The 23246-nt window shown below is 64.0% G+C and carries 21 protein-coding genes; 11 read left to right on the forward strand and 10 right to left on the reverse strand.

What is annotated here, in order from left to right; genetic code table 11:
* The 5 genes from lpxD to lpxB are packed head-to-tail and all read left to right on the forward strand — an operon-like array spanning position 1 to position 4426.
* A complete protein-coding gene (gene lpxD, locus MESOP_RS21115; RefSeq protein ID WP_013895371.1) occupies positions 1 to 1056 on the forward strand; it encodes a UDP-3-O-(3-hydroxymyristoyl)glucosamine N-acyltransferase in 1056 nt (351 codons plus the stop codon).
* Complete coding sequence (gene fabZ / locus MESOP_RS21120) at positions 1049 to 1516, forward strand: 3-hydroxyacyl-ACP dehydratase FabZ (protein WP_013895372.1); 468 nt, start codon at positions 1049 to 1051, stop codon at positions 1514 to 1516. The genes lpxD and fabZ overlap by 8 nt, the downstream gene beginning before the upstream one ends.
* Positions 1517 to 1529: 13 nt before the next feature.
* A complete protein-coding gene (gene lpxA, locus MESOP_RS21125; protein WP_013895373.1) occupies positions 1530 to 2363 on the forward strand; it encodes an acyl-ACP--UDP-N-acetylglucosamine O-acyltransferase in 834 nt (277 codons plus the stop codon).
* Positions 2350 to 3252, forward strand: coding sequence for an LpxI family protein (locus MESOP_RS21130; protein WP_167313567.1), 903 nt, complete (start codon positions 2350 to 2352; stop codon positions 3250 to 3252). Before lpxA ends, MESOP_RS21130 begins: the two co-directional genes overlap by 14 nt.
* Positions 3242 to 4426, forward strand: coding sequence for a lipid-A-disaccharide synthase (gene lpxB / locus MESOP_RS21135; protein ID WP_013895375.1), 1185 nt, complete (start codon positions 3242 to 3244; stop codon positions 4424 to 4426). Before MESOP_RS21130 ends, lpxB begins: the two co-directional genes overlap by 11 nt.
* A gap of 140 nt (positions 4427 to 4566) precedes the next feature.
* Here the strand turns inward: lpxB and gltA are convergent, their stop codons facing one another.
* The gene (gene gltA, locus MESOP_RS21140; RefSeq protein ID WP_013895376.1) at positions 4567 to 5895 is read right to left on the reverse strand and encodes a citrate synthase; all 1329 of its coding nucleotides are present in this window, start codon (positions 5893 to 5895) and stop codon (positions 4567 to 4569) included.
* A gap of 185 nt (positions 5896 to 6080) precedes the next feature.
* On the reverse strand, positions 6081 to 7505 hold the full coding sequence (gene gltX / locus MESOP_RS21145) for a glutamate--tRNA ligase (protein WP_013895377.1): 1425 nt from the start codon (positions 7503 to 7505) through the stop codon (positions 6081 to 6083).
* A gap of 101 nt (positions 7506 to 7606) precedes the next feature.
* Here gltX and MESOP_RS21150 point away from each other — a divergent pair, with 101 nt between their 5' ends.
* Positions 7607 to 10060 (forward strand): ComEC/Rec2 family competence protein, encoded by a 2454-nt coding sequence (locus MESOP_RS21150; RefSeq protein ID WP_013895378.1) that lies wholly within the window; start codon positions 7607 to 7609, stop codon positions 10058 to 10060.
* Here MESOP_RS21150 and lexA read toward each other — a convergent pair.
* The 3 genes from lexA to MESOP_RS21165 form a co-directional block, all read right to left on the reverse strand.
* A complete protein-coding gene (gene lexA / locus MESOP_RS21155) occupies positions 10054 to 10806 on the reverse strand; it encodes a transcriptional repressor LexA (protein WP_013895379.1) in 753 nt (250 codons plus the stop codon). The two genes, MESOP_RS21150 and lexA, sit on opposite strands and share 7 nt — an antisense overlap.
* 375 nt (positions 10807 to 11181) lie before the next feature.
* The gene (locus MESOP_RS21160) at positions 11182 to 12156 is read right to left on the reverse strand and encodes a pyridoxal-phosphate dependent enzyme (protein WP_013895380.1); all 975 of its coding nucleotides are present in this window, start codon (positions 12154 to 12156) and stop codon (positions 11182 to 11184) included.
* On the reverse strand, positions 12153 to 12950 hold the full coding sequence (locus MESOP_RS21165; protein WP_013895381.1) for a GntR family transcriptional regulator: 798 nt from the start codon (positions 12948 to 12950) through the stop codon (positions 12153 to 12155). The genes MESOP_RS21160 and MESOP_RS21165 overlap by 4 nt, the downstream gene beginning before the upstream one ends.
* Before the next feature lie 126 nt (positions 12951 to 13076).
* On the opposite strand from MESOP_RS21165, the gene MESOP_RS21170 reads away from it, so the two are divergent.
* The 4 genes from MESOP_RS21170 to kynU are packed head-to-tail and all read left to right on the forward strand — an operon-like array spanning position 13077 to position 17095.
* Positions 13077 to 14063 (forward strand): ABC transporter substrate-binding protein, encoded by a 987-nt coding sequence (locus MESOP_RS21170; RefSeq protein WP_013895382.1) that lies wholly within the window; start codon positions 13077 to 13079, stop codon positions 14061 to 14063.
* Positions 14064 to 14120: 57 nt separating this feature from the next.
* Entirely contained in the window at positions 14121 to 14900 is a 780-nt protein-coding gene (locus MESOP_RS21175; RefSeq protein WP_013895383.1) for an ABC transporter ATP-binding protein, read from the forward strand.
* A gap of 5 nt (positions 14901 to 14905) precedes the next feature.
* Positions 14906 to 15829 (forward strand): ABC transporter permease, encoded by a 924-nt coding sequence (locus MESOP_RS21180; RefSeq protein WP_013895384.1) that lies wholly within the window; start codon positions 14906 to 14908, stop codon positions 15827 to 15829.
* Positions 15830 to 15847: 18 nt separating this feature from the next.
* Positions 15848 to 17095 carry a kynureninase gene (gene kynU, locus MESOP_RS21185; RefSeq protein WP_013895385.1) on the forward strand — a complete coding sequence of 416 codons (1248 nt, stop codon included), beginning with the start codon at positions 15848 to 15850 and terminating at the stop codon, positions 17093 to 17095.
* Positions 17096 to 17099: 4 nt separating this feature from the next.
* Here the strand turns inward: kynU and kynA are convergent, their stop codons facing one another.
* Positions 17100 to 17936: a tryptophan 2,3-dioxygenase gene (kynA, locus tag MESOP_RS21190; RefSeq protein ID WP_013895386.1), complete on the reverse strand. Its 837-nt coding sequence runs from the start codon at positions 17934 to 17936 to the stop codon at positions 17100 to 17102.
* Positions 17933 to 19558, reverse strand: a complete 1626-nt coding sequence (locus MESOP_RS21195; protein ID WP_013895387.1) for an AMP-binding protein — start codon at positions 19556 to 19558, stop codon at positions 17933 to 17935. Before MESOP_RS21195 ends, kynA begins: the two co-directional genes overlap by 4 nt.
* Positions 19559 to 19864: 306 nt before the next feature.
* On the opposite strand from MESOP_RS21195, the gene MESOP_RS21200 reads away from it, so the two are divergent.
* The gene (locus MESOP_RS21200; RefSeq protein ID WP_013895388.1) at positions 19865 to 20695 is read left to right on the forward strand and encodes an alpha/beta hydrolase; all 831 of its coding nucleotides are present in this window, start codon (positions 19865 to 19867) and stop codon (positions 20693 to 20695) included.
* A 45-nt stretch (positions 20696 to 20740) separates the two neighbouring features.
* Here the strand turns inward: MESOP_RS21200 and MESOP_RS21205 are convergent, their stop codons facing one another.
* The 3 genes from MESOP_RS21205 to trpC are packed head-to-tail and all read right to left on the reverse strand — an operon-like array spanning position 20741 to position 23243.
* Positions 20741 to 21946, reverse strand: coding sequence for a molybdopterin molybdotransferase MoeA (locus MESOP_RS21205; protein ID WP_013895389.1), 1206 nt, complete (start codon positions 21944 to 21946; stop codon positions 20741 to 20743).
* On the reverse strand, positions 21946 to 22428 hold the full coding sequence (moaC, locus tag MESOP_RS21210; protein WP_013895390.1) for a cyclic pyranopterin monophosphate synthase MoaC: 483 nt from the start codon (positions 22426 to 22428) through the stop codon (positions 21946 to 21948). The genes MESOP_RS21205 and moaC overlap by 1 nt, the downstream gene beginning before the upstream one ends.
* 2 nt (positions 22429 to 22430) lie before the next feature.
* On the reverse strand, positions 22431 to 23243 hold the full coding sequence (trpC, locus tag MESOP_RS21215) for an indole-3-glycerol phosphate synthase TrpC (RefSeq protein WP_013895391.1): 813 nt from the start codon (positions 23241 to 23243) through the stop codon (positions 22431 to 22433).
* Positions 23244 to 23246: the final 3 nt, after the last annotated feature.

Raw genomic sequence — 23246 nt, forward strand, 5'->3', positions numbered from 1 at the left:
ATGACCGATCCGGTGTTCTTCGCGCCATCACGCCGGTATACGGCGGCCGAAGTCGCGAATCTGACCGGCTCGGTGCTTGTCGATTCCGGCCAATCCGACGTTTCTATCTCTGCGCTGGCTCCGGCCAGCGAGGGCGGCGCCAATGCGCTTGTCTTCGTCGACGGCAAGCGTAATTCAGCGCTGATGCCGTCGCTGCGGGCCGCGGCGGTCCTGTGCCCGGCCGAATTCGCCAACAAGGCGCCGGACGGCGTCGCTGTCCTGATCCATCCGCGGCCGCAACAGGCATTCGCGCTGGTTGGACGATTGCTGTTCCCGACAGCCGCGACGCCGGGGCCAATGACCAGTGAAACCGGTATCTCCCCACACGCTCATATCGACCCGACCGCCCATGTCGAAGCTGGCGCGATCATCGAGGCCGGCGTGGTCATCGGGCCGGGCGTCTCGATCGGCAGCGGCACCGTCATCGCGCCCAACGCCGTCATTGGACAGTCCTGCCGGATCGGCCGTGACGGTTATGTCGGGCCAGGCGCCAGTATCCAGTATGCGCTGATCGGCAATCGGGTCATCATCCATGGCGGCGCCAGGATCGGCCAGGACGGCTTTGGATTCGTTGGCGGCGCCAAGGGGCCGGAACGCGTTCCCCAGATCGGGCGGGTCGTTATCCAGGACGATGTCGAGATCGGCTCCAATTCCACCGTCGATCGCGGCGCCATGTCCGATACGATCATCGGCCAGGGTACCAAGATCGACAATCTCGTACAGATCGCTCATAACGTCCGCATCGGCCGCAATTGCATAGTGGCCGGGCTTTCCGGTATTTCCGGTTCCGTGGTCGTGGGTGACAATGTCACGATGGGCGGCGGCGTCGGGCTGGCGGATCACCTGACCATCGGCACGGGAGCCAAGCTTGCCGCCAGAAGTGGATTTATGAGCAATGTTCCTGCCGGCGAGATCTGGGGCGGTTATCCGGCACAGCCGATGGCGGAAGCCATGCGAGAGATAGCCATGTTGCGCACGATGGCCAGGGCACGCAAGCAGGGCAAGGACAATGGCTGACATGGTGGCGGCGACGACGCTGGAAGCGGTCGACATAATGGGGCTGATGAAGCTCCTGCCGCACCGCTATCCCTTCCTGATGATCGATCGCATCGTCGAGATCGATGGCGACAACTCCGCCATCGGCATCAAGAACGTGACCATAAACGAGCCACATTTTCAGGGGCATTTCCCCGACCAGCCGGTGATGCCGGGCGTGCTGATCGTCGAGGCCATGGCGCAGACGGCCGGCGCCATCTGTATCCGCAGCCTTGGGGCATCGAAGCCGTCGCTGGTCTATTTCCTCACCATCGACAATGCCAAATTCCGCAAACCGGTCGTCCCCGGCGACCAGTTGAAGATCCATGTCAAGAAAATCAAGAAGCGCGGCAACCTGCTCAAATTCGCCTGCGAAGCCCTGGTCGACGGTACCAAGGCGGCCGAGGCCGAGATTTCAGCCATGATGGTCACCGGCGACTGACGATCGAGTGCCTATGAAAATCAAGACTTCAATCCATCCTTCTTCCGTCGTGGAAGAAGGCGCTCAAATCGGCCAAGGTGTGCGCATAGGGCCGTTCTGCCATGTCAGCGCCGATGCCGTGATCGGCGACGGTGTCGAACTGGTCAGCCATGTCTCGGTGATGGGCGCGACCACTATCGGAGCGTCTACCAAGGTCTATCCGATGGCGACACTGGGCGCGCCGCCGCAGAACACCAAGCACAAGGGCGGCCGCACCACCCTGGTCATCGGCGCCAACTGCACCATCCGCGAAGGCGTGACCATGCATGTCGGAACCGACACCAGCCGGGGCGAAACGACGGTCGGCGACAACGGCAATTTCCTCGCTTACGCCCACATCGCCCATGATTGCGTTGTCGGCAAGAACGCCACCTTCGCCAATGGCGCTACGCTGGGCGGACACTGCGAGATCGGCGACAACGTCTATATTGGCGGCCTCAGCGCCGTGCATCAATTCGTGCGTGTCGGCGACAACGCCTTTCTTGGCGGGTGCTCGGCTTTCGTCGGTGACGTCATTCCCTATGCCATTGCCGTCGGCAACCGCGCCAGCTTGCGCGGCTTGAACATCATCGGCCTCAAGCGTGCCGGCCTGCCGCGTTCCGAAATCTATCTGCTGCGCAGGGCTTACAGGACGATCTTCGATCGCTCCCGCACCGTCGGCGAGAACATCGAATTGGCCAAGGCCGAGTTCGCCGCTTCACCGACAGCCATGAAGATCATCGATTTCATCACCAGTCGCGGCAAGCGGCACTATGCTGTGCCGTCGCTCAAGGGCGGCGATGGCGACGACACCGATGATGAAGACTGAGACGGCGGGAACTGCTTTTGATCTCCCGCCTGATGCCAGGGTCGGCATCATCGCCGGCGGCGGCAGCCTTCCGGTCGAAGTGGCGGCCGGCCTGGCAGAGGCCGGACATCCGCCCATCATCATCCTGGTCGACGGTCAGGCCGACCGTCAGTCCGACCTCATAATCTACGAGCATGAAAGCCTCGCGCTGGAAGACATCGGCTCGCTGGCTGCGTTGCTGAGGCGCCAGCGGATCACCCATCTGGTCCTTGCCGGCGAGATCAGGCGCAGGCCGCGGCTGGTCGACCTGCGCCCGAGCCTTGGCTTGCTGGGGCTGATACCCTCGGTCGCCATGGCGCTTGCGCGCGGCGATGACGGGCTGTTGAAGATATTGACCCGCGGCCTGGAGGCGCGCGGCGTTAAAGTCGTCGGCGCGCATGAGGTCGTGCCCCGGCTTGTCGCGACCGAAGGGCCGCTGACCAAGGCAGTGCCGAGAAAGTCCGACTGGCGCGATATCGAGGCGGCACGCGCGGCGGCAAAGGCCATAGGCGCGCTCGACATTGGTCAGGCGGCTATTGCCATCGGTGGCCGCGCTATTGCCTTGGAAGGCGTCGAGGGCACCCACGGACTGCTCGAGCGGACGCAGCAGCTGCGCGGCCATGGCAGGCTTGCGGGCAAGACCCGCGGTGTCCTGGTCAAATGCGCCAAGCCCGGCCAGGAGTTGCGTGCCGACCTGCCATCTATTGGCCCCCGTACGGTCGAGGCGGCACACGCCGCCGGGCTTGCCGGCATTGCCGTGGAAGCGGGCCATTCGCTGATCCTCGAAGGTCCCCACGTTCTCGCGCGCGCCAATGCGCTTGGCCTGTTCGTGTTCGGCCTGCCGGCCGCGGAGCCTGGCCATGGCAACTGAGAAGCCGCTGAAGATCGCCATCGTCGCCGGCGAAGAGTCCGGCGACTTGTTGGGCGCCGACATCGTGCAGGCGTTGAAACGCATGACCGGACGCGAGGTACGGCTGGTCGGCATTGGCGGACGGCATCTGCAGGCGCTTGGGCTGGTGCCGTTGTTCGACGGGGCGGAGATCGCGCTGATGGGGCTCAGCGCCATTCTGCGTGACCTGCCGCGCCTGATGCGGCGGATCAGCCAGACGGCGGGCGCGGTCGCTGCTGAAACCCCCGATTGCCTGATCACCATCGACAGCCCTGATTTCTCGCTGCGCGTCGCCAAAAAGGTCCGCGCCGCCGATCCGTCGATCCCGATCGTCCATTATGTCTGCCCAAGTGTCTGGGCGTGGCGGCCGGGCAGGGCGCCGGCGATGAAGCCCTATGTCGACCACATATTGTGCATCCTGCCGTTCGAGGTGAAGGAGCTCAGCCGCCTCGGCGGCCCGCAGGGCACCTATGTCGGACATCGCCTTGCGCACGATCCGGGCGTACTCAGCGCTGCGAGAGCGCAGATCCAGCCGCGCGACCTCTCGGGAGATCGCATCAAGACGCTGCTCGTCTTGCCCGGTTCGCGGCGCGGTGAGGTGAGCCGGCTGATCGAACCGTTCGGCGAGACGGTCTCGATCCTGCGGCAGCGCGGACATCAACTGCGTCTGCTGTTGCCGACAGTGCCGCATGTCGCCGACCTGGTCAGGGCCTCGGTGGCGCGCTGGGACCAGGAGCCGGAAATCATTCTCGATCCCGAGCGCAAATGGCAGGCCTTCGGCAAGGCCGATGCCGCGCTGATCGCGTCTGGAACGGTGTCGCTGGAACTGGCGTTGTCGGGCGTGCCGACGATCTCGTGTTACCGGCTCGATCCGGTGATGCGCATGGTCCAGGGCCTGGTCAGGGTGTGGAGTGCCGCCTTGCCCAATCTCATCACCGACCAGGCGATCGTGCCGGAGCACTACAACCAGTATGTGCGGCCACGCTATCTGGCGCGGCAGCTGGAGGCCCTGTTTTCGGACACCGCCTACCGTAGCTGGCAAAAGGACGGCTTTGCTGAAGTTGTCAGGCGCATGGCCACGGACAGGCCTTCAGGCGAGATCGCCGCTGAGGTGGTGATGGGGTGCATAAAGAAGGCAGTAGGCAGTAGGCAGTAGGCAGTAGGCAGTAGGCAGTAGGCAGTAGGCAGTAGGCAGTAGGCAGTAGGCAGTAGGCAGTAGGCAGTAGGCAGTAGGCAGTAGGCAGTAGGCAGTAGGCAGTAGGCCTCTTATTCCCTACTGCCTATTCCCTCTATTCCCTACCTTTTCGCGATCGGCACGTAGTCACGCTCCGGCGCACCGGTATAGAGCTGGCGCGGGCGGCCGATCTTCTGGCGCGGATCTTCGATCATTTCCTTCCACTGCGCGATCCAGCCGACGGTGCGGGCAACCGCGAACAGCACGGTGAACATGGTGGTGGGGAAGCCCAGCGCCTTCAGCGTGATGCCGGAGTAGAAGTCGACGTTCGGGTAGAGCTTCTTCTCGATGAAGTAGGAATCGGTCAGCGCGATCTTTTCCAGCTCCATGGCGATGTCGAGCAGCGGATCGTCCTTGATGCCGAGTTCACCCAGAACCTCATGCGCCGTCTTCTGCATGATCTTGGCGCGCGGATCGTAGTTCTTGTAGACGCGGTGGCCAAAGCCCATCAACCGGAACGGGTCGTCCTTGTCCTTGGCGCGGGCGATGAATTCCGGGATGTGATCGACATGGCCGATCTCGCCCAGCATGTTGAGCGCCGCTTCGTTGGCGCCGCCATGGGCCGGGCCCCACAGGCAAGCGATGCCGGCGGCGATGCAGGCGAACGGGTTGGCGCCCGACGAGCCGGCGAGACGGACCGTCGAGGTCGAGGCGTTCTGCTCGTGATCGGCATGCAGGATGAAGATGCGCTCCATGGCGCGTGCCAGCACCGGGTTGATCTTGTATTCCTCGCACGGCACGGCGAAGCACATGTGCAGGAAGTTGGCCGCGAAACCGAGATCGTTCTTCGGGTAAATGAAGGGCTGGCCGATGTGGTACTTGTAGGCCATGGCCGCGATCGTCGGCATCTTGGCGATCAGCCGCATGGAGGCAACCATGCGCTGGTACGGGTCGGAGATGTCGGTGGAGTCGTGATAGAAGGCCGACAGCGCGCCGACCACGCCGCACATCACCGCCATCGGGTGCGCGTCGCGGCGGAAGCCAGTGAAGAAGCGAGACATCTGCTCGTGCACCATGGTGTGGCGCGTTACACGGTAATCGAAATCGTCCTTCTGCGCCTTGGTCGGCAGTTCGCCGTAGAGCAGGAGATAGCAGACTTCGAGGAAATCGCCGTGTTCGGCCAACTGGTCGATCGGATAGCCGCGGTGCAGGAGAATGCCGGCATCGCCATCGATGAAGGTGATCTCCGACTCGCAGCTCGCCGTCGAGGTGAAGCCGGGATCGTAAGTGAAGGCACCGGTGGTGCTGTAGAGCGAAGCGATGTCGATGACGTCGGGCCCGACGGAGCCGCTTCGCACCTTGAACTCATGAGTCTTGCCGCCGAATTCCAGCTTTGCCGTGGCCTCTTGGGTCTTGCCGCCAAATTCCAGTTTTGTCGCAGCTTCGGTCATTGCAAACTCCTTCTCGTTTCCTCATGCCGGCAAAGGCAAATTTCTGCAAAGCGACACGTCGAAATCACCGCAATGCGCGTATTCGCCACCGCATTTCAGGAGGGTGCGTGCCAGATTGGGCCAGGGCCTAATGTTGCACTGCGAAACCCGCCTTTCAATGCCAATCTTCTTGGGCCAGTTTGCTCCTAATCGATTTGATCGGCTATGCGCGCCAGGCTCTCCTCGCGCCCCAGGACGGCAAGCACGTCGAACACGCCTGGCGAGGTACTTTTGCCCGTCAGGGCGGCCCGCAGAGGCTGCGCCACGGCGCCAAGCTTGTGACCACCGGCCAGTGCGTAGTCGCGGATCGCGGCCTCCGCGGCCGCGGCCGTCCAGTCGCCCGACAGCGCGTTCAAAGCTTCGTGAGCGCCGCGCAGGATCTTGCGGGCATCGTCATTGAGCAGGAGTGCCGCCTTGTCGTCGATCGGCAGCGGCCGCGTGGCAAACAGAAAGGCGGCGCCGTCGACGAGCTCGACCAGCGTCTTGGCGCGCTCCTTCAGGCCGGGCAGCGCTGCCAGCAGCTGCGCCTTGTTGCGGTCGTCGAGGCGCGCGGCCATCGCCGGGCCGCCCTCAAGATAGGGCAAAGTGGCGATAAAGATGTCCAAGAGTTCGGCATCGGCCATGCGCCGCATATGGGCGCCGTTGATCGCCTCCAGCTTGGCGAAATCGAAACGGGCCGCGCCCTTGTTGACGTCGCCTATGTCGAACCAGGACACCATGTCCTTGATCGACATGATCTCGTCGTCGCCGTGGCTCCAGCCCAGGCGCGCCAGGTAGTTGAGCAGCGCCTCCGGCAGGTAGCCCATGGCGCGGTAGGCCTCGACGCCAAGCGCGCCATGCCGCTTCGACAGCTTGGCACCGTCGGCGCCATGGATCAGCGGGATGTGCGACATCGACGGCACATCCCAACCCATGGCGTTGTAGATCACGGTCTGGCGGGCGGCATTGGTCAGGTGATCGTCGCCACGGATGATGTGGGTGATGCCCATGTCGTGATCGTCGACGACGACGGCATGCATGTAGGTCGGGTTGCCATCGGAGCGCAGGATGATGAAGTCGTCGAGATCCTTGTTGGGGAAGCGCACCTCGCCCTGCACGCGGTCGTGCACCACGGTCTCGCCCTCGGTCGGCGCCTTGACACGGATGGCGCCCTTGACGCCGGGCGGGGCTTCGGACGGATCACGATCGCGCCACTGGCCATTGTAGCGCGGCGGCAGGCCCTTGGCGCGCGCTGCCTCGCGCATCGCCTCGAGTTCGGCGGGGGTCTCGTAGCTGTAATAAGCCTTGCCCAGGCGCACCAGCTCCTCGGCCACCTCGCGGTGTCGCGGCGCGCGCTCGAACTGCGAAACCGCCTCGCCATCCCAGCCCAGACCGAGCCACGTGAGGCCGTCCAGGATCGCGGCCGTCGCCGCCTCGGTCGAACGCTCGCGATCGGTGTCCTCGATGCGCAGCAGCATCGTGCCGGCAGTATGCTTTGCATACAGCCAGTTGAACAGCGCCGTGCGCGCGCCGCCGATGTGCAGGTAGCCGGTGGGCGAGGGGGCAAAACGGGTGACGACCTTGTCGGACATGGAACTCTCGGGAAGCGTCTGAGGCGGGTGTGGCTGCGCGGACTTTCGCGCGTCGCGCGTTCATGTAGCATAGGGCGTCAGGGGTGCAAGGGGCAGACCCGATGGCTGGACGAAGCCGGGGCTCGGATCAGGGCGAGGACGCAGTTGTCGGCGTCAGCGAGCGGTCCCTGTTTGCGATGCCGCTGCCGGCCTCGCTGCCGACGCAATCGCCTCTCGTGCCGGGTTCAGGCAAGCAGTCGCTACCGGATATCCCCGCCCCAGTTTCGTCGCCGGCCGGCAGGATCGTGCGTGTGCGTCGGCAACTCGGCCGGCTGTCATTGCCGCGCCTGCGCAACGGCATCACTGCGGCGGCGGAGCTGGAGCTTGACCGCGGCATTGGCTTCCTGCTGGTGCCGGTTTGCCTTGCAATCGGCGCGATCGGCTATTTTTCGCTGACGGTCGAACCGGACTTCGCCAGGCCTGTCGCGGTGGTCGTCCTCATGGGCTTCCTGGCGATTGTCTCGCGCTCGTGGCCGAAAACCCATCTGTTCCTGATGGCGGCATTGCTGTGCGCGCTTGGCTTGCTCGCCGCCAAGGTCGAGACGTGGCGCACGGGAACCCGGATGCTGGGCTCGGAAATCTCGACGCAACTGAGCGGCCGCGTGGTCTCGATCGAAGAGATGGAGACCGGCCGCATCCGGCTGACCATCGACGTGACATCGACCGCTCGGCCGAAACTGCGCTACGCGCCGGAAAGGGTCCGGCTTTCGGCACGCAAGATACCGCCGGAAATGACCGCCGGCTCCCTAATCACGGGCTACGCCAAACTGTTGCCGCCAACCGGTCCGGTGCGGCCGGAGAGCTACGATTTCTCCTTCGACAGCTATTTCGCCGGCATTGGCGGCAGCGGGTTCTTTCTCGGCAATCCAAAAGTCGTTGCGGCCGATGACGGTGGCATGCCGCTGTCGGCCCGCCTTTCCTCAGGGATAGAAAACGCCCGCGAAGCCATCGCCGACCATATCAGGGGCAGCGTCGGCGGCGCCGAAGGCGAGATCGCGGCGGCGCTGATCGTCGGCGTGCGCGCCGGCATCCCCGACGAAATCAACGAAGCGATGCGGCGCACCGGCATCTATCACATCATCTCCATTTCGGGACTGCACATGGCGCTGGTCGCCGGAACCATCATGGGGCTGCTGCGCGGCGCCTTCGCGCTGTTCCCGGACTTTTCCGCGCGCCGGCCGGTGAAGAAATACGCGGCCGCGGCCGCACTTTTGTCGATCGCCGCCTATCTCGTCATCTCCGGCGTCGTCGTCGCCGCCGAGCGCAGCTTCATCATGCTGGCGGTGATGCTGATTGCCGTCCTGTTCGATCGCGCGGCTCTGACCATGCGCAATCTGGCGATCTCGGCGATCGCCGTCATCCTGGTTTCCCCGCATGAGGTGGTCGGCCCGAGCTTCCAGATGTCGTTCGCCGCGACCGCGGCCCTGGTCGGCGCCTATGCCGGCTGGGCGGATCACCGGGCGGGAAAAACGAGGCCACCGCCGCCGAAGCGATCCTTGCCCGGTTTCCTGACCCGAAAATTCCTGCTGGCGACAGGCGGATTGGCCATGACCTCGATTATCGCCGGCAGCGCCACGGCGCTGTTTGCCATCTGGCATTTCCAGCGGGTGTCGCCGCTCAGCCTGTTCGCCAATCTGGCCGTCATGCCGATCGTGTCGGTGGTGATGTTCCTGGCCGTTGCCAGCGCGCTGCTGATGCCGTTCGGACTGGATGCGCCATCCCTTTACCTGATGGGCAAGGGCCTGACCGCGATGATCGCCATTTCGGCGTGGATATCAGAACGCTCTCCGGTCGATGCGGTCGGGCTCATCTCACAGCAATCCGTGCTGCTGGTGACGATTGCCCTGGTCATCGCGACGATGGCGACGACGTGGCTGCGGCTTGCAGCGCTTCCATTCGCGCTCGCCGGCTTGCTGGCGGTGTCCGACACGCGCACGCCGGATGTGCTGGTCTCGGAAGACGCGCGGCTGGTCGCGCTGCCGATCGGCGGTGGCGAACTCGCGGTCAGCCGGGCCCGGCCGAACGAATTCACGGTCGACAACTGGAAACGCGCGCTGACGTCCGAAACCATCATCCCGCCAGAGATGTTCGACAAGGCGGATGGACAATTCGATATTGCCGATGCCGTCAATCTCCCGCCGGGAGCGCCGTTCTATTGCACAGACGGTGTCTGTCTCGCCAGGCACCCGTCCGGTGCGATCATAGCGCATGTCGAAGACCGCAAGGATACCTGGAAGGCCTGTGGCTTCGCCGACCTGATCATCGTCAATGACGCGACAGCCTACGATGCCTGCCACAATCCGCTGGTTCTCGTCGTTACCAAACGGCAGCTCGCCCGCAAGGGCAGTGCGGCCATCTTCTTCGACCGCCAATCGGCCACCGGTCCGCCAACCATCAGCTTCGCGGTGGACAGCCCGTATCGGCCCTGGCACGCGCAGCGAAAGTTTTCGCGCGAGGCGAGAGGCCTGGAGCCCTATCGCAAACCTGACAAGCCAAGTGCCGTGCCGGCTCAGTAGCGCCTGATCAGCCCAACCAGCTTGCCCTGCACCTTGACCCTGTCCGGCCCGAAGATGCGCGTCTCGTAGGCCGGATTGGCGGCTTCAAGCGCAATCGAAGCACCCTTGCGGCGGAACCGCTTCAGGGTCGCTTCCTCCTCGTCGACCAGCGCCACGACGATCTCGCCCGGGCTCGCCGTATCGGCGTTGCGGATAATGACCGTGTCGCCATCGAAGATGCCGGCCTCGATCATCGAGTCGCCCTTGACTTCCAGCGCATAGTGCTCGCCGCCCATGATCATGTCCGGCGGCACCGAGATGGTATGCGTCTGATGCTGGATGGCATCGATGGGCACACCGGCGGCGATGCGACCCATGACCGGGATGGACACCGCTGGAACCGCATCGTCGTCGTTGCCAGCAGCGGCAAAGCGCGACGGTGCCGGCTTGATCTGGCGGCCGAGGCTGCCCTGACCGAGACCGCCTTGGCCGAGACTCCCCTGGATGACGCTTGGCGAGAACTTCTTTGCCGCGTTGAGGCCCGGCGCGATCGAATCCGGCAGCCGCAGCACTTCCAGCGCACGCGCCCGGTTGGGCAGCCGGCGAATGAAGCCGCGTTCCTCCAGCGCCGTGATCAAGCGATGGATCCCTGATTTGGAGGCGAGGTCGAGCGCCTCTTTCATCTCGTCGAAGGAGGGCGGAATACCGCTTTCCTTGAGCCGTTCATGAATGAACATCAAGAGTTCATGTTGCTTGCGTGTCAGCATGGCGGCCCCCAAGGCATCTGGACAAGGGTTTTGATCCAGAATGGTTCTGATCCAGAATCGAAAAACAAACCCAGAACAAACACTATCTGTTCCAGTTGTGTTCTGCAACCGTTTAAAGTTTAGTGAATTTGGTAAGAGAGCCGAAATCATTTGCGGCCCGGACAGGCCGGAAATCGGGGTTTTTCGCCCGTTGCCGCCCGTCGCCCGCATTGAAATGTTTGGTTAATAGCCTGTGGCCTGTCTTGCGACATGGCTCGGCATCAGCCGACGGCAGAGCCCGTCGAGGCCGATTTCGGCGCTTGCGATCGGCTTGCCTGCCGTGAACGAAACGAAATCAAAACGCCAACAATCGCCGGTTCGGAAGCAGGTACGGGATCAGGCTGGCGGGATCGCACCGGCCAGCACCTGCGCATAGAATTCCGCATCGATATTGCCGCCGGAGATGACGCAGACGACGTTGCCGGTCGCCCGCTCACTGCTGAGAGCCGCGGCCAGCGAGGCGGCGCCCGCGCCCTCGGCGACGACCTTGGCCTTCGAGAACAGGAGCCGCATGGCCTCCGTCACCTGTTGCAGGCTGACGGCGATGGCACCGTCGATGAGCTGGTTCGCCAACGGCCATAGCTCGGGGATCAGGGAGGGACCGCCAATGCTCTTGATGAAGGAGGGCCGTGTCTCGATCTCGACAATACGTCCGGCCGCCAGTGCGGCGGTGACCGGCGCCGCGTTCTCGTCCTCGACGGCAAAGACCCTCGCCTGCGGACGAAGGGCCTTGAGCGCACTTGCAACGCCGGTCGTCATGCCGCCGCCGCCATATGGCGTCAGCACGAAATCGACCTCCGGCAGATCCTCGACAATCTCGAGGCCGATGGTGCCGTTGCCAGCCAACACCGCCTGATCGGTGACGGGATTGATGAGAAGTTCGTCAATGTCGGGCCGCTCGATCGCGGTGATGTAGCGCCACCAGGTCTCGTGGGAGACAAAGCGCACCTCGCCGCCAAGACGGCGGACACCGTCGATCTTGGTCTGCGGCGCGCCGGCATACATGTAGGCGGCCATCGGAACGCCAAGAGCCCGTGCCGCCCAGGCCAACCCATAGGCCATGTTGCCCGAACTGACGGTCGCAACACCGTGCCTGAGTTCATCGGCGTCACGACAAAGCAAGGTATTGAGCGCCGGCCTGAGCTTGAAGGCGCCGATCGGCGACAGGGTCTCGAGCTTGAGGAATATCCGCTGGTCGGCACGGCCAAGATCGAGGCGCAGCAGCGGGGTGCGCGGCAGCCAGGCGGCCAGCCGATCGCGGGCTTCGGCAATCTCGTCAAGCGTCGGACGATGCGGAGGTGCCGAGATCATCCGGCAACCGCTTTCAAGCTGCCGGCGCGCGCGACGTCCTTGTTCGCGTCGCCGTCCTCGCTGTGGACATAGACGTGCAGCGTATAACCGATGTGGGCCGTCATCAGCGCTTTTGCCCGCTCGACGTCGCGGTCCAGGGCGGCTTCCATGATCGCCGTGTGGTGCTCGATCGCCATCGCCTCGCGCAGCGCGTTCATGGCCTCTTCGTAGCCGTCCTTGAGGCCGGCCGCCGCCCGCAATGTCGGCGCCAGCCCAAGAAAGCGATGGTGCCGGCGCAGCTGGTCCGAGATCGTCGAGCGAAACCGCAACAGCCAGCTGGATGTCGCAGCGCTCAGCAGCGCGGCATGAAAAGCCTCGTGGTTCTCGTCCCACTGGTCGACGGCGGCATCCGATGGGTCGTCCACCGCGGTCTTGCAGCGGGCGAGCCGGTAGTGCGCGGTGACAACCGCGTCTTCCCACTCCCGGCCGCCTTTCTCCATCGATTCCTGGAAGAGCGGTATCTCGACGACCATCCTCGCGCGCGCCAGATCCTCAAGTTCGGCCCGGGATACGGGGGCGACCGCGAAGCCGCGATTGCTGATGGCGGTGACCAGGCGTTCGGCTTCGAGGCGCGACAATGCTTCGCGCAGCGGCGTCCAGCCAACTCCATAGATGCCGCGCAGGGCGCTGAGCTTGAGCGGGGCGCCCGGCATGAGACGGGTGGTGAGGATATCGCGCCGCAGAAGCTGGTAGGCGGCTTCCGTCTTGGTGGAGTTCTTCTGGTCCTGCATCGCGATCCATTCGTTCTCTGCCATTGGAGAAATTATATATGATGATTGGTGATGGCAAGAATTATATATAATGTTTGACATGCGCCGATGGACTGACCATGATCGCTGGAGGTGCCCCGAGGCGGCGCTGATCAAATCTGGGAGGAAATGATGTTGAAGTCGAAATCCGCATGGCTGTCGGGATTGGCTCTGGCAGGCGCATTGATGGTCAGCGCCGGGAGCGCCGCGGCCGATCAGATCCGTATCGGCATCGCCAATTTCGGCGAGCATCCGCAATTGAACGCCGCCATAGCCGGCTTCAAGAAGGCGCTGACGGACAATGGCTTCGTCGAGGGCAAGGACGTCGTCTACACAGAGAGCCATACTAATTTCGATGCATCGCTGGTGCCGCAGATGATCGCCAAGCTGCAGGCCGAGCAGCCCAAGCTGATCTACACCATCACCACGCCGGTCTCGCAGATCGCCAAGAAGGCGCTCGCCGGCTCCGGCATTCCGATCGTCTTTGCCGCGGTCACCGACCCGGTGGCGGCCAAGCTGGTGCCGTCGTGGGACGCAGGCGACGAAGGCATGACCGGCGCCACCGATCTGCAGGACGTCGCCGCGGTGATGGCCTTCACCAAGAAGCTTCTGCCGAACGCCAAGCGTTTCGGCGTGCCTTACAATCCGGGCGAGGCCAACGACGTTGCCCTGATCGAGAAGATCAAGGCGGCGGCGCCCGCTGCCGGCTTCGAAGTCGTGGAAGTCGGTATCGACAACGTCAATGACATCCAGCAGCGCATCGCATCGCTCGCCGGCAAGGCCGACGTGATCTACGGCCCGACCTCGAACCTGATCCAGCCGGCGATCGCCGCCGTCTCCGCGGCCGCCCGCCAGGCCGGCATCCCTGTCGTCAACGCCGACGACAGCGCGGTCCGCAACGGCACCGTACCGGCGAGCTTCGCGGTCAATTACACGCAGGTCGGCGTCAACGCCGGCAACATCGCCGCCGAGATCCTCAAGGGCAAGGATCCGAAGACGATCGCGCCGTCGCGCCCGGCCTACAAGGACCACATGGCAACGATTTCCCGCAAGGCGATGGCCGCGTTCGGCATCGAGATACCGGCTTCGATGGCCGATTGCGGCTGCATCGTCGACTGATATCGGGACTGAAGGGTGACGGCAGGGGCGCCGTCACCCTCAGGTCAGGGAGGAACGATGCTCGAGATCCGATCCGCGCGCAAAGTATTCTACAGGGGCCAGGCCGACGAGAAGATCGCGCTGGACGGCCTCAGCCTGTCATTGGCGACTGGCGAGTTCGGCATCGTCATCGGCTCCAACGGAGCCGGCAAGAGCAGCATGCTCAATGCCATTTCCGGAGCGCTCATCCTCGATTCCGGCAAGATCCTGATCAACGGCGCCGATGTGACAAATATGCCGGTGCACAAGCGTGCCGCAAGATTGGCGCGGGTGTTCCAGGATCCGATGCGCGGCACCGCCGCCAGCATGACGGTGGCGGAGAACATGCTGCTGGCCGATCTGCGCAGCCACAAGCGCACCCTGCGGCAAGGGCTGAACGCCACACGGCTCGCCTCCTATAAGGAGCGCCTGTCCATACTTGGCCTCGGCCTTGAAAATCGTCTCGATACGCGCGTCGACCTGCTCTCAGGCGGGCAGCGGCAGTCCCTGTCGCTGATCATGGCCGTCGGCGGATCGCCAGACTTGCTTTTGCTCGACGAGCACACAGCGGCGCTCGACCCGCGCACGGCCGAGATCGTCATGCAGGCCACGGTGCGTGCCGTCAGCGCGCTGAAGCTGACCACACTGATGGTGACCCACAACATGCAGCACGCCGTGGACTATGGCAGCCGGGTGATCATGCTCGACGCGGGCCGGGTCCTGCTGGAAGTCACCGGCGAGGAAAAGGCTAGGGTCACGGTTATCGATCTGATCGGCCATTTTTCCGTCAAGACCGACCGCATGTTGTTGGCGAGCTGATCCCCATGGGCTTTATTCAGGAAGTTCTCTCAAGCTTCATCTCGATCATGCCGGTCACCCTGGCGCAAAGCCTGATCCTGGCCTTCGTCGTGCTCGGCATCATGATCCCGTTTCGCATGCTGAATTTTCCCGATCTCACCAGCGAAGGCGCGTTTCCGCTGGGCGGCTGCGTCTGCGGCGTGCTGCTGGCTGCCGGAGCAGAGCCGGTGACCGGCATCCTGGTCGCATTCATCGTGGGTTTCGCGGCGGGCTGCTGCACCGCCTTCATCCATCTGCGCTTCCGTATCCACACGCTGCTTGCCGGTATTCTGATGATGACGATGCTCTACAGCATCAATCTTCGCATCATGGGCAAGTCCAATCTCTCCGTCTTCGGTTCGCCCACGGTGTTCGACTGGGTGCCGTTCGCGCGGCCGGGTTTTCCGACCAGCAAGATCGTCGTCGCCGGTCTTCTCGCGCTCGTCGTCTTCGTGGCGCTTTACATGTTCTTCAGGACCGAGAAAGGGACCGCGGTGCGCGCCGTGGGCGCCAATCCTGATATGGCCGAGGCGCAAGGCATCAATGTCTGGGCGGCGACTATAGGCGGCGTCGGGCTGGCGAGCGCGTTTTCGGCGTCAAGCGGCGCGCTGATGGTGCAGTCGCAGGGCTTCGCCGACGTCAATATGGGGCTGGGCATCCTCATCAACGGACTGGCCGCGCTGATGATCGGCGAGGCGGTTGTCGGCAAGCAGACCGTCTGGCGCCAGCTGCTGGCGCCCTTTGCCGGCGCGATCATCTACTACCAGCTGGTGTCGTTCTGCCTTGCCGCCGGCATGCCGCCTCCCGATTTGAAGCTTGCCACTGGCCTGTTCGTGCTCGCCATGCTTGCTCTGCCCAGCCTCAAGCGCAGCCGGGGGCCCGCGCCGGCTCGCGAAGCCATTCGTGAATAATCGAGGACATCACCAATCATGAACGCAACGCTCGACCTCACGGCCGTCGAAGCCATGGATGCGGCGGATCCGCTGCGCGCCATGCGCGATCGGTTCACCTTGCCGGAAGGCGTGATCTACCTCGACGGCAATTCGCTCGGCGCCGCGGCGCCTGCGGTTTTCAACGAGCTGCAGAAGGCCGCGACCAAAGAGTGGGCGCAGGACCTCATCCGTGCCTGGAACACCGCCGGCTGGTTCGATATGCCGGTCGCGCTTGGCGACCAGCTCGGCCGGCTGATCGGCGCCGCCCCGGGCCAGACGGTGGTCTGCGACACGACCTCCATCAACATCTACAAGGTACTGCATGCCGCGCTCGGGATGCGGCCGGACCGGTCGGTCATCGTCGCCGAGGGCGATAGCTTTCCGACCGATCTCTATATGGCCGAAGGCGTCGCCTCGACGCGGCCGGGCACCGTGCTGCGGCTCGAAGGCGTCGATGCGGCAACCATTGAAGGGCTGATCGACGAGCGCGTCGCGGTTATCCTGGTCAACCACGTCAATTACAAATCCGGGCAGCTGCGCGACATGGCCGCGCTGACGCGCAGGGCCCATCAGGCCGGCGCGCTGATCGTCTGGGATCTCTGCCACACCGCCGGCGCCTTGCCGGTCGAACTCGACAGCGCCAATGCCGATTTCGCCATCGGCTGCACCTACAAATATCTCAATGGCGGTCCGGGCGCTCCGGCCTTCATCTACGCCGCCAAACGCCACCACGACGATGTCCATCAACCGCTCAGCGGCTGGTGGGGCCATGCGCGGCCATTTGCCTTCGAACAGGGTTTTGCAGCCGGCAGCGGCATCCGCCGCTTCCTGTGCGGCACGCAGCCCATGCTTTCGATGCGGGCGCTGAAAGGTGCGCTGGATATCTGGGACGATGTCGACATGGCTGCGGTGCGCACGAAAAGCATCGCGCTGACCGACCTGTTCATCCGGCTCGTCGAGACCAGATGCGGCGCCTATGGCCTCGAACTGGAGAGCCCGCGGGACGGCAATCGGCGCGGCAGCCAGATTTCCTTCATGCATCCGCATGGCTACCAGGTGATGCGGGCCTTGATCGAGCGCGGCGTGATCGGCGATTTCCGCGCGCCGTCGACCATCCGCTTCGGCTTCACGCCGCTCTATGTCGGCTACAGGGACGTCTGGCAGGCGGTCGAGGTGCTGGAGGACATTTTGCGCACCGAAGCTTGGAAAGAGGCGCGATTTGCAGTCAAGACGGCGGTGACTTGAGAAACTAGAGCCGGGTGCGGACCGTCCAGAGTTCCGGGAACAGCACGACCTCGAGCATCTTCTTGAGATAGGAGGCGCCCGATGTGCCTCCGGTGCCGCGTTTCAGGCCGATGATCCGCTCGACCGTGGTGACATGGTTGAAGCGCCAGCGGCGGAAATAGTCCTCGAAATCGACCAGCTTTTCGGCCAGTTCGTAAAACATCCAGTAGCGCTGCGGGTCGCGATAGACGGTCTGCCATGCGACCAGGACCGCCTCATTCTCGGTCCGGGTTTCGCGCCAGTCGGTTCGTCCGGCGTCGGCGCCGATGTCGAACCCGTTGCGGGCCAGAAGCAGCAGCGCTTCGTCGTAGAGCGATGGCTCCGCCAGGATCGCCTCCAGCCTACCGCTGAGGTCCGGCCGGTGCTTGTGGGGCCCGAGCATTGCAAGGTTGCGGTTGCCGGCCATGAACTCGATGGCGCGATATTGCCAGGACTGGAAGCCCGAGGACTGGCCGAGCGCATCGCGGAATTCGGTGTATTCGCTGGGTGTCATCGTGCGCAGCACGTCCCAGGCATTGTTCAACTGCTCGAAGATCCGAGCGACGCGCGACAGCATCTTGAAGCTGGGCTCGAGCCGGTCGGCACGGATGGAACGGATCGCGGCACCGATTTCGTGCAAAGCGAGCTTCATCCAAAGCTCGGAGGTCTGGTGCTGGATGATGAACAGCATTTCGTCATGCGCCGACGACAGCGGCGTCTGCGCCTCCAGCACTTTCTCCAGATGCAGATAGTCGCTGTAGGACATGCGTTCCTTGAACGACATCTGGGCGCCTTCCGACGCTGGATCGTAGGGCTCGCTCAATTGACGGTCTCCGTGCGCAGCCGGAAGCGCTGGATCTTCCCGGTCTGGGTCTTGGGCAGCGCGGCGATGAATTTCACCGATCGCGGGTATTTATAAGGTGCGATGGTGGCCTTGACGTGGTCCTGCAGGCGCTTGACGGTCAACGCGTCCGGCGCCACGCCTTGCACCAGCACGACATGCGCCTCGACGATCTGGCCGCGCTCGGCATCACCGGCGCCGATGACAGCGCATTCGGCGACATCAGGATGCGACAGCAGCGCTGCCTCGACCTCCGGTCCGGCGATGTTGTAGCCGGCGCTGACGATCATGTCGTCGGAGCGGGCGGCGAAATGGAAGAAACCGTCTTCGTCCTGCGTGAAGGTATCGCCGGTGAGGTTCCAGCCGTCGCGGACATAGTCCTTTTGCCTGTCATCGGCCATGTAGCGGCAACCGGTCGGTCCACGCACCGCAAGCCGTCCGGTCGTTCCGCGCGGCACTTCACGCATCTCGTCGTCGACGATGCGCGCCTCGTAGCCGCCTACCGGTTTGCCGGTCGATGCAGGCTTCATGTCGTCGAAACGGTTGGAGATGAAGATGTGCAGCATTTCGGTGGCGCCGATGCCGTCGAGGATCGGCTTGCCGGTCTTCTTCGTCCACTCCTCGAAGACCGGAGCCGGCAATGTCTCGCCCGCCGATACGGCGACGCGCAGCGACGACAGGTCCGCCCCTTCGTCCATGGCCTTCAGCATCGCGCGGTAGGCGGTCGGCGCGGTGAAGGAGACGGTCGCTTTGTAGGTTTCGATGATGTGGATCATGTTGGGCGGCGTCGCCTGTTCCAGCAGCGTCGCCGCGGCGCCGAAGCGCAGGGGAAAGATGGCAAGCCCGCCCAGGCCGAAGGTGAAGGCGAGCGGCGGCGAGCCCACGAAGATGTCGTCGGGCGTCACCTGCAGGATTTCACGGGCATAGGCGTCGGCGATGATCAGGAGGTCGCGGTGGAAATGCATCGTCGCCTTCGGCACGCCTGTCGTGCCCGAGGTGAAGCCGAGCAGGGCGACATCGTCGCGGCCGGTGTTGACGGCGGTGAAGGTCACCGGCTTGTCGAGCGCGGCACGATCGAGCTCGGCATCATGGTTGGCGGTGCCGTCGAAGCCGATGACCTGTTTCAGGAACGCGCTGTCCTTGGCGCAGGCCGTCATCTCGTCCATCAGCCTGGTGTCGCAGAGCGCGATGGTGACCTCGGCCTTGTCGACGATCTTGGAGAGCTCGCCGGCGCGCAGCATCGGCATGGTGTTGACGACCACGGCGCCGACCTTGGTGGCGGCCAGCCAGCAGGCGACCATGGCAGGGTTGTTGGCGGAGCGGATCAGCACCCGGTTGCCCGGCTTGACGCCATAATTTTCGACCAGCGCGTGCGCCAGCCTGTTCGTCCAGTCGGACAGTTCCTTGTAGGTGCGGCGGCGGCCGTTGCCGATCAAGGCGGTGTGGTCACCAAGTCCCTTCTGCACCAGCCTGTCGGTCAGTTCGACACCGGCGTTGAGGTGTTCAGGATAATCAAAACCGTCGAGCAGGATATCGGGCCATTGTTCCGGCGGCGGCAGGTGGTCGCGCGTGAACGTGTCGATATGCGCTGAAGGCCCAAGCATCTCGCCGCTATCCCATTTGCTGCCTGGCCAATGCGCGAAGCATCTGGCCGAAGGCGGTTAATCTGTCGTTCCTGTCTTTCGTGGAGGTTTCGTGTCGCCGATTGCTCGATCATGCCATCCAGAAAGGATGATCCGCAGATGGGCAGCACAGCAGACCTCCCATTTTGCCGACTGTTCCGGAGGCAGGATCGCACCAGTCGAAATTTGTTTCAAGCCTAAAATGTTTTGCCCTGGAGCATTGACGCGTGACATGGTGGCCGCCATTGGTAGCGCTGAAACCATGCCGCTTTCGGGGGGAGGGTGCCGATGATCGAACATCGCATTGCCGATTGGAACAATGCCTACGCCAACGGCGCGAATATCGCCGGTAGCGACCGGTGGCCGGCCGCGTGGGCGGAACCGGCGCAAGCGTTTCGCGATGCGCTGTCGGCGCAAGGCCGGGCGAGGTTCGATATCGCCTACGGCGATAGATCGCGCAACCGGTTCGATCTTTTCCTGCCCGAGGCCGCTCCCAGGGGGCTCGTGGTGTTCATCCACGGCGGTTACTGGCTGGAATCCGACAAAAGCGGCTGGTCGCACCTCGCCAAGGGCGCGGTCAGCAGCGGCTTCGCCGTGGCGATGCCGTCCTACACGCTGTGCCCGGACATACGCATCGCCGGCATCGTCAGCGAGATCGGCGCGGCGATCGGCAAGGCAGCGGCAATGGTCGGGGGACCGCTGATGCTGACCGGGCATTCGGCCGGCGGCCATCTCGCCACCCGAATGGTGACCACGACCACGCCTCTGGCCGCCGATGTGGCAAGGCGCATACGCCATGTCGTTTCGATTTCGGGCCTGCATGACCTGCGTCCGCTGATGCGTACGGGCATGAACGAGGCACTGGCAATCGACGAGCATGAGGCGCTGACTGAAAGCCCGGCGCTGCTGCGGCCCATGGATGGCGCCCGCATCACCTGCTGGGCTGGCGGCGGTGAGCGTTCCGAATTCCTGCGCCAGAATGCGCTGCTGGCCAACATCTGGACCGGCCTTGGCGCCACGACTAGCGCCGTGGTCGAACCAGATCGGCATCATTTCGATATCGTCGATGGGCTTGCCGATCCGGCGCATCCGCTGACACGGCTCTGGATCTCGGAATAGCCGAGATCTTTTTTGACCTATATCAGTAGCTTATAGGGCTATTCTTCAGCGTAGCATCAGCACGTTGCAGGTGTCACCGGCAGTGGATGCGGGGGCAAAGGGCGCGCGCACGACCAGCCCGTTGGCGTCGGCCAGCATCCGCAGCATCGAGGAATCCTGGATACTGAATGGCGTCGCCACCAGTCCGCCATCGTCTTCCCTGACCACCGCCCGTACATAATCCTGGCGCAGGTCATTGGCCGCCATTGCGGCGCCCAGTCTGGCCTGGCGGACGTCCTGGCGATAATTGCGGCCGCCAAGCCTTGCCAGAAGCGGCTTCAGGAACAATTGCGAACAGACCAGGCTTGCCACCGGGTTGCCGGGCAGGCCGATGCATCTGATGTCGCCGAGGCGGCCGAACATCAGTGGCTTGCCGGGGCGCATGGCGATCTTCCAGAAACCGAGCGTCATGCCTTCGCCGGTCAGCACGTCATGGATCAAATCGTGGTCGCCGACCGAGGCGCCACCCAGCGTGACGATGACATCAGCGCCAGCAGCGACAGCTTTCCTGACCAGCGCCGCGATTGCGTCCTTGCGGTCGGCGGCAATGCCGAGATCGAGCGCGCGGGCGCCGACCGATTGCGCCGCCGCGGCGACGCCATAGGCGTTGGATGAGATGATCTGGTCCGGCCCGAGCTCGCTGCCGGGCGCCAGCAGCTCGTCCCCGGTGGCAATGATGGCGACCAGCGGCCTCTTCACCACGCTTACCCGGGGATGATTTGCCGATGCGGTCAGGGAAAGCGCCGCCGGATCCAGCACCCGGCCTCTTTGCAGCAGCACATCGCCTGTCGCGAAGTCGAGGCCGGTGCGGCGGATGTTGCGTCCCTCGGCGGTGGGTTCGATCACTTCGATATCGCCGCCGCCGAGATCGCGGACATTTTCCTGGATGACGATGGTGTCGGCGCCATCAGGCAGCGGCGCGCCGGTGAAGATGCGTACCGCCTGGCGCTTGCCGATCGTACCGTCAAAGCCACGCCCGGCCGGCGCCATGCCGATCACCGAGAGTTTCGATGGCACCGAGGCCATGTCGGCGGCGCGCACCGCATAACCGTCCATCGCCGAGGCGTTGAAAGGCGGCTGGGTGCGAAGCGCCACGACCGGCTCCGCCAGCACGCGATCGATCGCCTCGAAAAGAGAAACGCTTTCGCCAGCCAAGGGTGCTGCGCCGTCAAGCAGGCGCTCGAGCGCCTCGGCGACCGGAAGCAGTGCCATCAGGCGCCCACCTTGTAGTCGCCGGACTTGCCGCCGGTCTTTTCGACCAGCCTGATGCCGGAAATGACCATGGCGCGGTCGACAGCTTTCGCCATGTCGTAAATGGTCAGGCAGGCCACGGAAGCGGCGGTCAGCGCTTCCATCTCGACGCCTGTCTTGCCGGTGACGCGCGCCAGAGCGGTGACTTTCAGCCCAGGCAGGGCGTGGTCCGGCTCGATGTCGACGGAAACCTTGGTCAAGAGCAGCGGATGGCAGAGCGGAACAAGCTCGTGCGTCCTCTTCGCCGCCATGATGCCGGCGATGCGCGCGGTGCCGAGCACGTCACCCTTCTTGGCGTTGCCGGCGAGGATGGTTTTCAGTGTTTCGGGCTGCATCGAGACGAAACCCTCGGCGATCGCGGTGCGGGTCGTCTCTTGCTTGTCGCCGACATCGACCATGTTGGCCTCGCCTTGCGCGCCGAGATGGGTGAGCGCGGCCGCCATCGTCAGATGACCTCAGTCAACGCCTTGCCCGTCAAAAGCAGGCGCGTCGCCGCGGTGACATCCTCTTGCCGCATCAGGCTTTCGCCGACGAGGAAGGTGCCGATGCCGGTCTTTTGCATCCTGAGGCAATCGTCATGTGTGAAGATACCGCTCTCGCTGACCAGCAGCCGGTCGCCCGGCACCATCGGCGCCAGCCGCTCCGAGGTCTTAAGACTGGTTTCGAATGTTCTGAGATTGCGGTTGTTGATGCCGATCAGCCGCGATGACAATTTTACCGCACGCTGCGTCTCGGCCTCATCATGCACCTCGATCAAAGCATCCATGCCGAGTTCGAATGCGGTCGCTTCCAATTCGCTCGCCAAGGCATCGTCGACGCTGGCCATGATGATCAGGATGGCGTCCGCGCTCCAGGCGCGGGCCTCATAGACCTGATAGGGATCGAACAGGAAATCCTTGCGCAGCGCGGGCAGGGCGGTGGCTGCCCGTGCCTTGGTGAGAAATTCCGGCGCGCCCTGGAAGGACGGTGCATCGGTCAGCACGGAAAGGCAGGCGGCGCCGCCTTTTTCATAGGCCTGCGCCAATGCCGGCGGATCGAAATCGGCCCGGATCAGCCCTTTGGACGGGCTCGCCTTCTTGATCTCGGCGATCAGGGCGAAGTTGCCGGATCTGCGCTTCGCCTCGAGTGCGGCGAGAAAACCACGCGGTGCGTCGGCATCCTTGGCTCGTGCCTTGATCTCCGCCAGCGGCGCGCGTGCCTTGGCGGCGGCGATCTCGTCTCGCTTGTAGGCTTCGATCTTGCGCAGAATGTCAGACACGGT

This window comes from Mesorhizobium opportunistum WSM2075, assembly GCF_000176035.2.
Lineage (GTDB): Bacteria > Pseudomonadota > Alphaproteobacteria > Rhizobiales > Rhizobiaceae > Mesorhizobium > Mesorhizobium opportunistum.